This is a genomic window from Anaerostipes faecis, from assembly GCF_910574135.1.
Classification (GTDB): Bacteria; Bacillota; Clostridia; order Lachnospirales; family Lachnospiraceae; genus Anaerostipes; species Anaerostipes hominis.
The window spans coordinates 44,823-59,606 of the sequence record NZ_CAJSYK010000017.1; the positions used below are offsets into that span (position 1 = coordinate 44,823).

The 14,784-nt window shown below is 43.0% G+C and carries 15 protein-coding genes and 1 pseudogene; 1 reads left to right on the forward strand and 15 read right to left on the reverse strand.

Translation table 11 applies throughout. The annotated features are described in order from the left end of the window. Positions 1-305 precede the first annotated feature (305 nt). The 8 genes and pseudogenes from QGT46_RS17545 to QGT46_RS11965 form a co-directional block, all read right to left on the reverse strand. Positions 306-443 (reverse strand): hypothetical protein, encoded by a 138-nt coding sequence (locus QGT46_RS17545; RefSeq protein WP_182483064.1) that lies wholly within the window; start codon positions 441-443, stop codon positions 306-308. Between the two features lie 117 nt (positions 444-560). After that, complete coding sequence (locus tag QGT46_RS11935) at positions 561-1,418, reverse strand: MBL fold metallo-hydrolase (protein WP_039946812.1); 858 nt, start codon at positions 1,416-1,418, stop codon at positions 561-563. 206 nt (positions 1,419-1,624) lie between these two features. Next, complete coding sequence (locus tag QGT46_RS11940) at positions 1,625-2,953, reverse strand: SLC13 family permease (protein ID WP_148459570.1); 1,329 nt, start codon at positions 2,951-2,953, stop codon at positions 1,625-1,627. An 88-nt stretch (positions 2,954-3,041) separates the two neighbouring features. Further along, on the reverse strand, positions 3,042-4,031 hold the full coding sequence (locus QGT46_RS11945; RefSeq protein WP_006567915.1) for a hydroxyacid dehydrogenase: 990 nt from the start codon (positions 4,029-4,031) through the stop codon (positions 3,042-3,044). 32 nt (positions 4,032-4,063) lie between these two features. Beyond that, the gene (gene dapA, locus QGT46_RS17320) at positions 4,064-4,972 is read right to left on the reverse strand and encodes a 4-hydroxy-tetrahydrodipicolinate synthase (RefSeq protein WP_039946856.1); all 909 of its coding nucleotides are present in this window, start codon (positions 4,970-4,972) and stop codon (positions 4,064-4,066) included. A 69-nt stretch (positions 4,973-5,041) separates the two neighbouring features. Then, positions 5,042-6,253: pseudogene (locus QGT46_RS17325) on the reverse strand (four-carbon acid sugar kinase family protein); the annotation flags it as partial. A gap of 18 nt (positions 6,254-6,271) precedes the next feature. Further along, positions 6,272-7,312: a 4-hydroxythreonine-4-phosphate dehydrogenase PdxA gene (pdxA, locus tag QGT46_RS11960; RefSeq protein ID WP_006567917.1), complete on the reverse strand. Its 1,041-nt coding sequence runs from the start codon at positions 7,310-7,312 to the stop codon at positions 6,272-6,274. 28 nt (positions 7,313-7,340) lie between these two features. Beyond that, positions 7,341-8,495, reverse strand: coding sequence for an iron-containing alcohol dehydrogenase (locus QGT46_RS11965; RefSeq protein ID WP_039946816.1), 1,155 nt, complete (start codon positions 8,493-8,495; stop codon positions 7,341-7,343). A 234-nt stretch (positions 8,496-8,729) separates the two neighbouring features. Between QGT46_RS11965 and QGT46_RS11970 the strand changes: the two genes are divergently transcribed. Then, the gene (locus QGT46_RS11970; RefSeq protein WP_006567920.1) at positions 8,730-10,508 is read left to right on the forward strand and encodes a sigma-54-dependent Fis family transcriptional regulator; all 1,779 of its coding nucleotides are present in this window, start codon (positions 8,730-8,732) and stop codon (positions 10,506-10,508) included. 42 nt (positions 10,509-10,550) lie between these two features. Here QGT46_RS11970 and QGT46_RS11975 read toward each other — a convergent pair whose 3' ends face one another. From QGT46_RS11975 to QGT46_RS12005, 7 genes are read right to left on the reverse strand one after another with little or no spacing between them, the layout of a single operon-like run. Next, the gene (locus QGT46_RS11975) at positions 10,551-11,348 is read right to left on the reverse strand and encodes a type II CAAX prenyl endopeptidase Rce1 family protein (RefSeq protein WP_148459571.1); all 798 of its coding nucleotides are present in this window, start codon (positions 11,346-11,348) and stop codon (positions 10,551-10,553) included. A gap of 5 nt (positions 11,349-11,353) precedes the next feature. Continuing rightward, complete coding sequence (locus QGT46_RS11980) at positions 11,354-11,857, reverse strand: GNAT family N-acetyltransferase (RefSeq protein ID WP_006567923.1); 504 nt, start codon at positions 11,855-11,857, stop codon at positions 11,354-11,356. Continuing rightward, positions 11,858-12,625 carry a GNAT family N-acetyltransferase gene (locus QGT46_RS11985; RefSeq protein WP_039946859.1) on the reverse strand — a complete coding sequence of 256 codons (768 nt, stop codon included), beginning with the start codon at positions 12,623-12,625 and terminating at the stop codon, positions 11,858-11,860. It lies immediately after the preceding gene. Positions 12,626-12,666: 41 nt separating this feature from the next. Further along, a complete protein-coding gene (locus tag QGT46_RS11990; protein ID WP_006567925.1) occupies positions 12,667-12,939 on the reverse strand; it encodes a DUF6429 family protein in 273 nt (90 codons plus the stop codon). A 27-nt stretch (positions 12,940-12,966) separates the two neighbouring features. After that, positions 12,967-13,431 (reverse strand): GNAT family N-acetyltransferase, encoded by a 465-nt coding sequence (locus QGT46_RS11995; RefSeq protein ID WP_301590993.1) that lies wholly within the window; start codon positions 13,429-13,431, stop codon positions 12,967-12,969. Between the two features lie 50 nt (positions 13,432-13,481). After that, a complete protein-coding gene (locus QGT46_RS12000) occupies positions 13,482-14,390 on the reverse strand; it encodes an IS3 family transposase (protein ID WP_301590987.1) in 909 nt (302 codons plus the stop codon). Continuing rightward, the gene (locus QGT46_RS12005) at positions 14,387-14,719 is read right to left on the reverse strand and encodes a transposase (RefSeq protein ID WP_055159092.1); all 333 of its coding nucleotides are present in this window, start codon (positions 14,717-14,719) and stop codon (positions 14,387-14,389) included. Before QGT46_RS12005 ends, QGT46_RS12000 begins: the two co-directional genes overlap by 4 nt. Positions 14,720-14,784: the final 65 nt, after the last annotated feature.

A 14,784-nucleotide genomic window follows, 5' to 3' on the forward strand; every position in this document is an offset into this window, starting at 1 on the left:
TAACAAATAGGCATTTGCGAAACGCCGGAATCCGCATAAATACGGCATTCTTTTTGCTACAAAACAACTCCTCAATGATTTATGGTAAAATTGAGATGTCAAATAACAATTAGCAATATCACCAAAAAAGGAGTTGCACCTATATGATAACATACAAACAGCTTTCTTTGGCAGATATTTTTACCGATTGTCAAAATAAATTGTCCCGGTGTCTTTCGTTTCTCATTCTCACGCTGCCACCAGCAGACCTCGTAAACATCTTCTTTATCCGATGCTCAAGGCCCTGTTATTACAGCTCATTTTCTCTATTCCAAGACATCTCTCTTGATCGTATTTCTCAAATACTCTTGCTCCTTCATCTTCTGCAAATATTCTTCCGTGATCTCGGCATATCCATTCACAAGACCTGGCATCGGCGTAACCGGATGATACGTAAAGAGCATAACCTCCTCGTCGGCCTGCCGCACGATCTCATCAATAACCGTCGAATTCGCGAACGTCGCCGTGTAGACCTTCCAGATCCGGTCAGTGTTGTGAAACTGCAGCCCCTTTGTTTTTTGTTACAATTCCTTTAATTCTTTTTTCTTTTGATCGAGATAATTCTTCCATGCTTTGTCGTCAAGAAATTGATTTTCATCCGGATGTTTCAGCATGTATTCGTGTTTATTCAGCAAATCAACGTTAGACGTATGATTTCCCATAAACAGATCAACTTTCTGGTTCCTTACCTTCTCCAGCGAGTGCAGATAATCTTTTCTCGCTTGAAATCCAGAATCTCCAATTTCGTTCAGATAATCCGACTGAAGGGTGTTAAAGCCAAAGCCGCCATAATATCCTGCGCGTTTTCTCTCTTTTCCGTCCGTAATATCGAAGAAACACACGATACAACCTTTCGTGTGTCCCGGAACCAGATAAAATTCAACGGTCGTATTGCCAAATGTCCGTATATCCCCTTCTTTGACTGCAACGTCCACATGAAATAATGTATCCATGCAATTGCCGCTTTCCTGAATCATAGTCAATTCCGGATGTTCCCGAAACATTTTTACATCCGGTTCACCCATGTAGATTTTGGTTCCGAACATGTTTTTAAAAAAATTTACAGCGCCAAAGTGATCAACATGGCCATGCGATAAAATAATCCATTTTACGTCTGCCGGATTAAAACCCATTTCCCAAATTGACTGTATCAGCACTGCCTGCGCTCCACAATTCCCAGCATCAAACATAAGAAGACCTTCTCCCGTGTCCACAATATGCACGCAGACCCAGCTACCACCAACATAGTATAAATTTCCATAAATTTGAAATGGTTTTACATAGCGCAATTCCTGATTAATAAAAAATTTTCCCGTCTTTTTACCTGCAATTCTGTTCCGATGCTCCTCATAATCCTTATAATCTGATTTTATTGACATTTTACTTTTCCTTACTGATATAAATTCCATCGGCTGCTGGCCGGCACAAGCCGCAGACCCGTGGGGTGGTCTGCAGCCGTATAATCTGCAAGTATATTTGTATGATGTACTGTTCGCGAAAACAATGCACAACAGGAAGTACAGTTTCATTATAACATCTGCTATAATTCCACTATACTTCCTACTATGCGGTTTATTTTTTAACTTTAGAAGAGGAATGCTACTGAACTTACAGTAACTACTGCGATCAATATGATCAGCAATGGCCCGCCAATCTTGACAAAGTCGGAGAATTTATATCCGGCCGGTAAAATCTGCATGTTGACAGCTGTTCCGTAAGATGTTGCAATTGCCAGATTCGAACACGCCGCAATTACGATAACCCACGGAACCGGACTGATTCCAAGACCAAGCGCCATTGCGATAGCAATTGGGCTGATCATAGCCGCCGTTGCATTGTTCGACATAAAATTCGTCAGTACGCTTGTTAAAACTGCAATTACAATTGTAAGAACTACTACGGAAGCGTTTTTCCCTCCGAAAAGATTCAGTACTGCGTTTGCGATCAAAGCTCCGCCGCCTGATTTATCAAGTCCCGCTCCAAGTCCGCCGATACCGCCGATTGTAATCAGTACATCCCAAGGAAGCTCTTCATAAGCTTTCTTGACCGGAATACATTTTGTTCCAAGAACGATAACTGCACCTAACATACCGATAACGCCGATTGTAAAATGGCTTTTAAATGGTTCAAATCCACTCGCCACGAATAAGAAAATGCACAGAAGCATTGTAAATACTGAAATAGCTCCTTTCTTGCCATCCGCCGGATCATTTGTGCTTTTTTCTTCAACTGCCGGGGCATCTGCATACATGTTTCCCACATTGAAGTCCGGACTTTCCGGTTTCAGAACTTTCTTCAGCAAAGTATATCCGATCGTCCCCCAGAAGACAACCTGCACGATAGATGCCGGAAGCATGATTTTTGTCATATCAAACATTCCAAGTCCATCTTTATATCCGTCATATCCCTGAAGCACCGCGTTCGCCGCAAGCTGTGATGTAGACCCGACCAGCGTACATGCCCCCCCAATGACTGCTGCAGTTCCCGCCGGGAAAATAACCATCTTAGATCGGATCCGTCCGTTTGATCCAGCCGCTACAACAGCGATCAGAGGCATCCAGATAGCTACTGTTCCGTTATTGCTCATAAACGCTGACATCAAACAGCATACAGCGCTTGCTGTTACGATAAATCTGCGTTCCGTCTTTGCTAAAAATGAATTTCCAATTCTGTCGCCGATTTTCTGAGCCATGCCGGTCTCAAAGAGCGCCGCGCTTACGATACACATCCCGACGACCATTGCCCAGCCAGGAGCGCTGAATCCGGCATATACTTCCGAAAGTTCCATCTGCGGAATCAGAATTCCCATTGCTACGGAACTTCCCATAGCCACAACGCTCATTGGCAATTTATTCCACATGAACAGTACAATTGTAATTGCTGCAATTATAATTGCTATAATACTTGAACTCATAGTTTTTTCTCCGTTTCCCCACATAGTTTTTCTTGTAACTTAACTTTATACACTCATATATAAGAGTTCAGCCCTTTATTATGGCTTCTTATACTTCTGCATACTCCGCGTCTTTCCACTTCGGATGATCATATACCGACCTGTCTGCTACGAATGGCCATTTCTTTCCCTCTGCTACTGCCAGACAGCCTTTCACACACATTTGAGCCATTTTAATGACCGCTTCTCTTGTCTGTGCCGCCGAATGAGGGCTTACAATCAGATTTGGGCAATTCAAAAGCGGATCATCTGTCTTTGGAGGTTCATTGCAGAATACGTCCGTTCCTGCCCCTGCAATTTCACCTGCTTTCAACGCCTCTGTCAGATCTGCTTCGTTGATGATTCCGCCGCGGCTGCAGTTAATGATCAGTGCCGTTTTCTTCATTTCTGAGAGCTGCTTTCTGGAAATCATATTTCTGGTTTCCTCGGTGAGAGGCACATGAATGGATACTACGTCACTGATTTTCAAAAGCTCTTCATAGTTCTCATAGTACTCTGCGCCGTAACCTTCTACCTGTTCTTTTGACAAAAACGGATCATAGGCTGCTATTTTCATTCCACATCCTTCACAGATCTTTGCAGTTTCACGTCCGATTGCCCCAAGTCCAAGAATCCCAACGTTCTTACCTTCCAGCTCAAATGCTTTTTTAGCTCCACGGATTTCCCAGTTGCCTTTGCACATTTCCGTCTGAGCTTCCACCAGATTTTTGGAAAGTGCGAACATCATCGCCACCGCATGCTCTGCAACGCTTCTGTTATTGGCTCCCGGTGTGATAACTACAGGGATCCCATGCGCTGTAGCTGTCTTCACATCTACGGAATCATATCCTACGCCTGTACGCCCGATAACCTTCAGATTCGGGCTGTTCTCGATGGCATGTCCGTCACATTTTGCAATCCTTACGATCAGAGCGTCTGCATTCTTCATTTCATCCAGATAATTGTTTGGATCCTGATTATCTGCAACATAAACATCCGCGATTCCGTCCAGCATCTGAAGCCCTTCCGGGCACACGGCCTGTGTCATTACAAATTTCATCTTCTATTCCTCGCTTCTTTCTAATCTTTTATTTAGTTCATACCCTTATCAGCGTTCTCTTTTAAAACCCTCTTAAGCGCTTCTACGCCTTCATCGCACAGATAGTTGAATGGCCTTCTGCAGTCTCCTACCGGATATCCAAGCATCGCAACGGCCTTCTTAACTACTGTGTTCGGATTCCCATATTTGAACACTGCGCGGAAACTTGCGATAGAATCCTGCGCCGCCTGCGCATCTTCCAGTTTCCCTTCTTTGAAAAGATTGTAAATAGAAGAAAGTACATGAGGATATACATTGGAGCATCCGGCGATCCCGCCAGTTCCCCCTTCTTTTAATGCCGGAAGGATCAGGGAATCATTTCCTGATAATACGAAGAAATCTTTGTCAAGATCCTGAGTCTGATGAATATATGCTTTCAGGTTCTCCCAGTCCCCGCTGGAATCCTTTGCCCCGACAATAATATCTACGTCTCTGGCGAGCCTGGCGACCGTCTGCGGAAGAAGTTTGTTGCCTGTGCGTGCCGGAATATTATAAAGTACAATCGGCGTGTCCACATGTTTTGCAACTTCTACATAATGGTCATACAGTTCTTTCTGAGATGCGACCGCAAAACTTGGCGTAATAATGGAAAGCACGTCTGCCCCAAGCTCCTCCGCTTTCCTGCTCATACGGATGGTATCTGCTGTGGAAATGCATCCGGAGCCTGCATATACAGGTACACGTCCTTTTACCTGATCGATCGTTGCTTCAAGCACTTCAACCTTCTCATTCTCGCTTAAGATATAACCTTCCCCGTTGGTTCCAAACGGGAAAATACCATGCACACCGCCGTCAATCAGACGTTCAATCTGTGCGCGGAGTTCCTCTGTATTCATACTTTCATCCGCTTTCATCGGTGTTAAAATTGGTGTGATAATTCCCTTCAGTTCAACTTTTTTCATGATGCGTTCTCCTTTCAATTTTGAATTTTTATGAAGCACTTTCTCTGCGATTCGGCACAGGATATCGACTGTTCCGAATCCACCTGATTTTGATATTACCTGTATGGAATGGCCTCCGCATTTAATTTTTGATACAACAACGCCTTGTTCAATTTCGCATATTGGTTCGATCTGCGTACATCCAATTTGCTTCATATATCCCATCAGCGTATCCCCGCCCGTCATCAGGATCGTAAGATCCAGCCCCTGGTTTACCAGTTCGTTGACAATGCAGCCATGCGAATCTGAGATTCTGAATCTGACAGATTCCTGTTCTATCTTGTGGTCTTTCAGAAATTGTTCTTTGCTGTCATCCGAATCAAATGTATCAACAATCACTTTCTTCCTGCGCTGGCAGAGTCCCGCTATTTCGCGTGTAAATGATCTTCCCTGCGCCGTCCCATAATATTCCGGCATCAGTTTCTGATGCATTGTCAGATGGATTCTTGTAAATCCGCCGTTCTTTTCCGCATACGAAACCTGCTGTTCTGTAATCTTGTTCAGACTTCCGCATGCTACATACATCCCGTCAGTCTTGTGAAATGCCATCTCTCCTTGCCGGTTGAAAGATATTTTTTCTACCAGACGATCTGCCAGTCCTGCGCACCCCGCCAACAGCCCGAGAGCGTTCTTCTCAATCAGCTCGTCCAGTCGGTTATCAATGTCTTCTGTACTGACCGTATCACATACGATAATCTCCGGTTGGTCTTTTGCCAGTTCAGGAATCTTCTCGCTTCTCTTTAACACCTCTACGGCAACATCGCTCTCTTTTTTGATGATATCCGGTATGTACGACATATTTACCGGTTCAAATGGATCCTTTCCAAATACACTGTTTTCCAGCAATTCACCGTCTATATAATGAGTCCCGTTCTTTGTAACTCTGTGAATTTCCGGATAACCGGGAAGGAAGAACACTTTGCCGTTTCCCGCTGCATCGGCGACAGCTTTTACCTCGGCCCCTATGTTTCCCCTGAGCGCAGAATCTGTTTTTTTGAAAATAATCTGTACTTCGCGGGCAATCGCCCACTCTGTAATCTTTTTTACTTTCAGATACGCGTCTTCTTTCTGCATTGGCCTTGATTCACTGTCGATCACAAGAACCTCTGTGTCTGGTCTGATTTCACTATTCTCCAACTTTGTTTTTGTGAAAACCTGTGTACTGATGCCACGTTTTTTAAACTGGATTCCTGTATCCAAAGCACCAGTAAAATCATCGGCTATAATCAACAGTTTTACCACGTCGTTTTCCTCCCGCTATTATTTGTTTTCTGCAAGGCGGATCGCATAATCAATAGAATTTACAAGGCTTAATTCGTTACATTTTCCTGTTCCTGCAAGATCAAATCCGGTTCCATGATCTACAGATACGCGTATGATTGGAATGCCAAGCGTTACATTGACGCCGGATACGGCGTCCCATTTCTTTTGCTCCTTATTATATTTGAATCCTTCTACCTTAAGCGGTATATGTCCCTGATCGTGATACATTGCAACGACAATATCATACCAGCCCCCGATTGCTTTAGAGAAAATGGAATCCGGAGGCGTCGGCTTCTTCTCCGGAATATGAATCCCTTCTTCCAGCGCCGCATCAATAGCCGGCTGAATCTCTTCAATCTCTTCCGTACCAAACATTCCGTTCTCCCCGCAGTGCGGATTCAGGCCTGCCACGCCAATCTTCGGCTCTTTAATTCTGATCGCTTTACATGCATCGTTGGCAATTCTGATGCACTCCAGCACGCGTTCTTTTTTTACCCTCTCGCATGCCTGACGAAGAGAAACATGCGTGGACACATGTACAACTCTCAGATCGCCATGGGCGAGCATCATGGTGTATTTGCCGGTATGTGTATAATCTGCGTAAATCTCTGTATGTCCGGAGTAATGATGCCCTGCCATGTTAATGGCTTCTTTGCAGATCGCATTAGTTACAGTTGCATCAATCTCGTTTTTCATTGCAAGCTCGATCACCTTCACAACATACTGGAATGCGGCTTCCCCACACATTTTTGAAACTTTACCGTATATATGCTTTTTCATATCGACCAGTTTCATATCATAGACGTCGATCGTTCCGTGTTGGAATACCGCATCTTTTACATTTTCTACAGCATGGATCCGGATTTCATTGCCTTTCCCAAGAAACTCCACTGCGTTTTTCATGCAATTCGCATCTCCAATAATGATTGGCTTACATCTTTCGTACACAGCCGGGTCTGAAAGTGCTTTTACGGAGATTTCAGATCCATTTCCCGAGGGATCTCCCATTGTAATTCCGATAATTGGTTTCTTTTCCATTTCTACTGCCCTTTCTTTGATAATTGTTTTATTTCAGAACTCTCAGGTAAATACCCCTGATATCATCCAGTGATAATTCTTTCATGTTATTTACCAAAAGTCTTTTTTGATCGCTTCCTGCCTTTACAAGGAAATCAAGGTCTTCCATTTTTACTCCGAATTCATTCAGGTCTGTTGGAATGTTTGTCACTCTTACAATGTCTACAATCTGTTCGATCATATAGTCCGCCTTTTCATCCACATTTTTTTCGAAAAGCTCCGGGAACACTCCGTCGCACAATTCCGCAAGTCTTTCCCTGCAGGCGTCTTTGTTGAATTCCATTACATGTGCAAAAAGGATTGCATTGGATACGCCATGCGCAATATGGTATTTTCCGCCCAATGGATATGACAGCGCATGTACAGCCGTTGTACCGCTTCCTGTGATAGCGACTCCGCCATAGAACGCGCCAAGCATCATATTACCCTTTGCTTTCATATGATCTGCATCATTGTAAGCTTCTCTGATATTATGAAAGATCAGTTTTGCACCGGCCATTGCATACGTATCGGAAAACGAAGTCGCTTTTTTTGAGGTAAAGCACTCTACTACATGGGCAAGCGCATCCACGCCCGTTGCTGCAATGATAGATTTTGGAAGCTTTCTGATCATCTGCGGATCCAGAAATACGTAATCCGGAATCATGTTATCGTTCACAATTCCTTTCTTTGACTGCTCTTCCGGAATGGCTACGATAGCGTTGCATGTTGCCTCCGATCCGGTTCCGCAAGTAGTAGGAATCATCAGGGTCTTAATCTGTTTCTCAGCAATTGCAGGATCTCTCAGAAGATCTTTTATCGTATAAGAAGCGTCTTTTAATATACTGCAGAGCTTTGCCGCATCCATAACGCTTCCGCCGCCAATCGCAATAATAAAATCACCATTGTAGCACGCGACCTCATCCATGACTCTTTCTACATCCTGATATGCCGGTTCCGGAGTCAAATTGTCAAATACTTGATATTCGGCCGTTGTTTTATGAAGTATTTTCGTCAGTATATCCAAAAGTCCTGTAAGTCTGATGCCTTTATCTGTAAATACAATAATCTTCTTTGCATGTTCTTTTTCGATGATTGCAGCTACATTTTCAATGCATCCCTCCCCTCCGCAGATATATGACGGAATTTTAATCTGATAACTCATTTTCTTTCCTCCTTTGATTCGTTTTGAAATATTTTGTGTTTCTTTGCTTTTCTTGTTTAACATATTACTTCTTAAAACCTCGTTATTCAATTGCACAATTTCATTTTATCGTTTTATTTTGAAACATCCAGCTTAATTTTTGTTGCATTTTGATACATTCAAGTATATAATGAATCTATATGAAAGCGAATATCTCAACGATAAAAATCCATTTTTTACAAAGGGGAAATCCATATGCAGAAAACCAAGATACTTGCAGTAGCTCCTTATGAAGGAATGGCGGATGCCATATCTGCAATCGCACAGACAAGAGACGATATCCGCATGACGGTACAGACAGGCGATTTGGATAACGGCAAAAAAATCGCCCTCGAACTGGCACATAATAATTATGACGTTATTATTTCAAGAGGCGGAACTGCCGAATTGATACGTTCTAACGTCGAGCTCCCGGTAATCGATATCCCGATTTCCGTATATGATGTGCTCCGCACAATTAAACTTGTGGAAAGCTATTCTGGCAAGTTTATAATCGCCGGATTTTCTTCGATCACAAACTGCGCCAAAGTGCTCTGCGACCTACTGCAGTATGATATTGATATTGTAACGTTTACCAACGAATCGGATGCTCTGCCGGCAATCAGGAAGGCGCAGCAGAACGGCTGTACATTGGCTCTTTGTGATATGACAGGTTTAAATGCAGCCAGGAAGCTGGGGATGAATTCTATCCTTCTTTCTTCCGGAAGCGAAAGTATCACTTCTGCAATTGATGAAGCCGTCAAACTCGTGGCGTCTTCTGCTCATGTTCACAAACAGAAAGATCTGTTTCAGGCTCTTCTGACCAATGAAGACCGGGAATTTCTGATTTTTAATCCAGCCGGAGCCTTATGGTTTTCCAGTCTTCCAAATAACGACAGCAATACAGTCCTTATGAATCTTGTACAGACTTATCTTCGGGCTTTTTTGAAAGTTTCGGGTCAGACAGTCACCAGACAGATCCGCGATAAAATCTTCATCCTTACAAACCGGCATTTATTCTATGAAGACCAGAAATATACAGCAATAACCATCCAACAGAAACATGCCGTTTTTTCCGAAGAAGACTCAGTAATTACTATTTACAATCATTTGGATTCGAACTCAGAAGATTTCGCCGATGAATACAACGGCTCTCACCAAGTGGGACGTACGGCCGATATTATCGAAGCGTATGCAAAGAGCACACAGCCGGTACTGATTATAGGAGAATCCGGAACAGGGAAAGATAAAGTTGCAAAGCTTTTATATTCCAACAGCTCCGGGAATTCTTCCCCTTTATATATCATCAATTGTGAACTTATGGGGGAACGAAAATGGAATGCCCTGATCAATAATTCAGATTCGCCATTCGCAAATGTGAATACAAACATCTATATCAAAAATCCGGGAGCGCTTTCGAAAAATCAATTGGACAAGCTTTTTTCTTATATTGATAATTCAGAGCTCGCCAGAAGGAACCGGCTGATTTTTTCGCTGATCCTGAATTCCTCAGAAAAGGATCAGACGGAAATATGTCGAAATTATCTCGAGAACAAATTATCCTGCATGACTTTGAAGCTTTTGCCGCTTCGAGATCGCATTCAGGATCTTTCGAGCATTGCCACGCTTTATATTCATCGTATGAATGTCGCTACCGGCAAGCAGATTATCGGCTTTGAGGCGGAAGCTATGGATTTGATGACTGCTTTTTCATGGCCTAACAACCTCGATCAATTGCACCATATAATCAAAGAATTGGTGGTTATAACCCGCACTCCATATATTACGTATGAAAACGTAAAAGAAATTTTGGACAACGAACCCTCCGCCGATCCTTCTGCTGATATTTCCGGTCTGGATCTTACCGGCACACTGAATGAGATCAATGACCAGATCATCCATATGGTGCTTACGGAGGAAGCCGGAAATAAAGAACGAGCCGCTAAGAGGCTTGGAATCAGCCGGAGTACGCTTTGGCGAATGTTAAAGAAGTGATTTACAGATACGGGCATAAATAAGACAGGAAGAATGCATCCCTTATACCTCTTTTTCACAATGATTCAGGCTGATCCAAAGGATCGGTAAAAAGGACAGCAGATTGCTGATCATATGAGCTGAAAAAGGTGCTTTTAAGCTGTGATGCTTCTCATACACGAAGTAAAAGACGTTCCCCCACAATGCTGCATAGATCCCCTGGATCACATGTCTGTGACACAGCCCGAAAATAACACTGGAAATCAGAGACGACTTTTCTTTCCCCATCGGTTTTAATCCTTCGTACAGAAATCTGCGGAATAAAAGTTCCTCGGTCGCCGGGCCAATGACCCCTGCCGCAGCTGCGTTTACTAAAAGCGGGCTTTTCTCAGCCCTTTGATCCATTATGAATTTGCTGTTATGGAAATTTTCTGTAAGATAAATAGAAATGTATTGTGTGAGAAAAAAGAAAGAAATCGTAAATAAAAGAATAAATTCCTTTATACCTTTACTCTCTGCAAAAACAGTATGCTGGATGGCTATCCCCTTGTCCCGCAGGGCATTCACTCTGTCGGGATCGGACGCGATCGGTACTAACGCATCCAAACCTTCTTTATTTCTCTTCTCCATGACTTCAAACCAATAGTCTCTCATCTGAGGGATCTGTTTTCTTTTTGCAGGGTTGTCTCCATATAGATCGTGACATCTGGAGCAAAGGGGCGCAGCATTCTCAATCGTATCTTCATCTCCCTCATTCTGAGGAATGATATGATGTACTTCAACAAATGGTTCCTGACAGATGACGCACCTAAAACCTGATCTTCTCCTTGCTTCTTCCTTAACTTTTTCTGAAAATCCCATTATATTCACACCTCTGACTTTATTTTATAGATATAACGCAGTTCTCTTAAATCTTTTCCTCCGATATGATCCGTGAGACAGTCTCCACTGTTCTGGAAACCAAACTTCTCATAGAAGGTTCTGGCTCTCATATTTTCTTCTAAAACCCAGAGAAAGACATATGTATATCCCAGCTCAGCCAGCCCGTCAACTGCCGCCTGCAAAAGCTGTCTGCCATATCCATTTCCATAGTAATCCGGAAGCAAATAGAGCGAGACGATTTCCCCAAACCCCTTAAGACTGATGAATCTGGAAGCACAGTAGGAGGCCGTGCCGATCATCTTTTCACCATTCATCATGACTAATGAAATCAATTCAGAATTTTGAATTCCCTCACGCCATTTTTCTTTATCAATGTTATCCAGAAACTCCTGAGGAATGATGCCTCTATATGTACTTTTCCAACTGGCCGCATAGATACCACAGACTGCATCAATGTCATCTTCCTCGTTTAATAACCTGATCTCCATTTAATATCCCCCTATTTCAAATGCTTTGTATTCATGGTCAAAATGATATCCTAATTTCTCTGCAAGTGCAGCGGATGCTTGATTTTGGGCATCCCAGCTCGGATACAGACCTTTGTTCAGACATTCCAGTATCAGCTTTGCTCCACAAGCATAAGCCAGTCCATTTCGCCGGAACTCTTCCTTCGTGTCAATCTCTATTTCAATTCCTTCTCTGTATCTTGCATAAGAAGAAGCTCCTGCTGCGAGCGATTCTCCTTTTAATACGGCAATTCCTATGCCGAGCTTTTTATATGTCTCATAGTCCTCAAACTGTGAGACCAGATCCTGACACCATGCACTTGATCTGCATAGCGCAAAAAGGTCTGCATCAATCATTCGCAGGGTATATCCCGGCTTTAATGAATTGACGGCAGACCTTAAAGTATCTTTATCAAAAATATTCTGTTCTTTTTTTATGGCATAACGTGTTACTGGTTTTGCTCTGTCTCCATACTTTTTGACGATCAGTTCTGCCCATTCCTCAGACTGCGGCACCATAATAATAAAGTCCTGGAAACAGTTTTCCGGTTTATAAGAGACTAAATCTTCCTCTGCATTTCCGGCAAAAAAACAGAAATCACCAAGAACAGCCATAGCGGACTGTGGATCTGAAGTATTGTCCACATAGATGTCTCCCATGACCTTTTGAAGACAGGACCAGATTAAAGTTTCCTTCCATTCTCCGAACAGTTTTCTCGCTTTTGTTGTGTCTTCCAATTTGATAGGCATGCCATAATCCTTTCTCTTCTTAAATATTGCTTGTTGTCTGCTCATTCATCCCAGTCTTTTATATTATATTTGACGAGTAATTCTTTTGCTTTCTCCAATCCTTCTTCGTAAATATGTACAGATTTAGAGCGATGGCTTCCCTGATCAATCAGCCCTTCTTCCTCAAGATCATCCAAGGCATGAAAGGGATACCCTTTCCAGGCTTTGTTTTCTTCTAATGAAAATCTATCCTGGTGGCTGAATCTTGTTAGATACATTAAAAGCAGTGATAGTTCGTTGATAGCTTCTTTTGGAGATGTTTTTTCTTCTCTCATCAACCTGATTCCTCCTTACACTAGCGGCTAAATAACTGTTTTTGTCAAATCATACATCATAATAAACTCTTCCTCTGTCTCATCGATAATTTTAAAGCCGAGATTCTGATACATTTTAAATGCATAATTTTCTTTCTGTACTGACAGAGAAGCCTTTTTGTATCCTTTTGATTTTAAAAGAGACAGCATCTCCTGCATCATTTTTGTACCGATTCCTTTTCCTCTATACTTTTTGTAAAGGGAAATTGCAAATTCGGGAGTCACGTCATCTATATTCCCATATCCGGATATGATCCGTGTCCAGACTGCTCCTATGATTCTTCCGTTTGCTTCGGCGCAGAGACAATGATCGTGTTCTTTTCCAAAGTTCTCTATGTATATATTTAAGTCTGGTTCATCGATGATTTCCTTTGGCAGAAGAGTTTCCGTGCCTTTTTGAAAAATTGCCTCATATAAAAACTTTTTTAGATAAGGGTATTCATTTGAATACATTTTGATATTGTCAATATTAGTTGACACATTTTTCTCAAGCATATCACTGACTATGCGGCCAGTTCCAAATCCTCATAATACTGCCTGCGTTTTATCATAGGTGGAAGCCCGCCATTGGCAGAGCATATCCTCCGGTTATTCCAGTAGCTGAGGAAGTATCTCCAAATGAGTACCTTTAATTCCTCTACAGTCATCTGCTTTGTTTCATAGCGGTCGTAGAGAAGTTCTGTCTTCATTCTGGCCCACATGCTCTCGCAACGGGCATTATCATGGCAGCGTCCTCCGGCATTGTTCATGCTTTGATGGATGTGATACTTCCGAATGGCCTGACGGTAGACCTCACTGGTGTACTGTGTTCCACGGTCACTGTGGATGATAGCGCCTTCCAGTGCAGGATAAGCAGTCAGGGCGTTTTCCAGTGTATGGACACACAGATCTGCTTTCATGTTTGTTTCCATTGCCAGACCAAGGACGCTAAGATCAAAGCAGTCGAAAATCACAGATACATACAGTTTCCCATTGGACGCCGGGATTTCCGTGATATCTGTAATACATTTTTCTAATGGGGCATCTGAATGGAAATCCCGTTTCAGCAGATCATCTGATTTCATAGCCTCCCGGTCTGCCTTTGTGATCCCGTTCGGTCTTCGCTTGGGGCGATGGCTCAGGCCAATTTGGTCCATGACCCGGTATACGGTCCGCTCACTGGGAATCGACACTCCCTCCGGCCGCTTCAGGCACAGTGCCTGATACATCCGAATCCGTCCGTAAGTATCGTTACATTCATCCTCGCTGGCGATTTCTTTCATGGCATCCGCCAGGTCTTGGTACTTCCAGGGACGATCTTTGGTTTCAAGATATTTATAGAAGCCTTGCCGGCTGATACCAAGCATTCGGCAATAAAATGAAATTTTCCCGGTAATCCTGCCGTCCTCTGTTTTCAAAGCCAAAAAGATCATTCTCTGGTTTTTACTGACTTCCGACGGCTGGCGGCGAAAAAAGCGCTGGCCTCCTCCAAAAATTCGTTTTCTTCCTTTAGGCGACGGATTTCTTTATCCTGCTCCTTAACCCTCTTACGCAGCATGGTAATCTCTTCTGACAGGCTCATTGCGCTGGCAGGGGTATGGGAACCTTCCCCAATATCCAACTTGCCAGCTCTTACGGCTTTCAGCCATGTATGGATGGTTCCTTCAGGGATTCCCAGTTCTTTAGCCGCTTTGGCGCCTCCGATTTCTTTGGCAAGTTTTACTGCCTGTACTTTGTATTCATGGTCATATTTACGTGCCACTTTGAATACCTCCTTATTCTCTTGGTTTTATTATGAAATCCTTGAGAATAAACTGTCAACTTTTT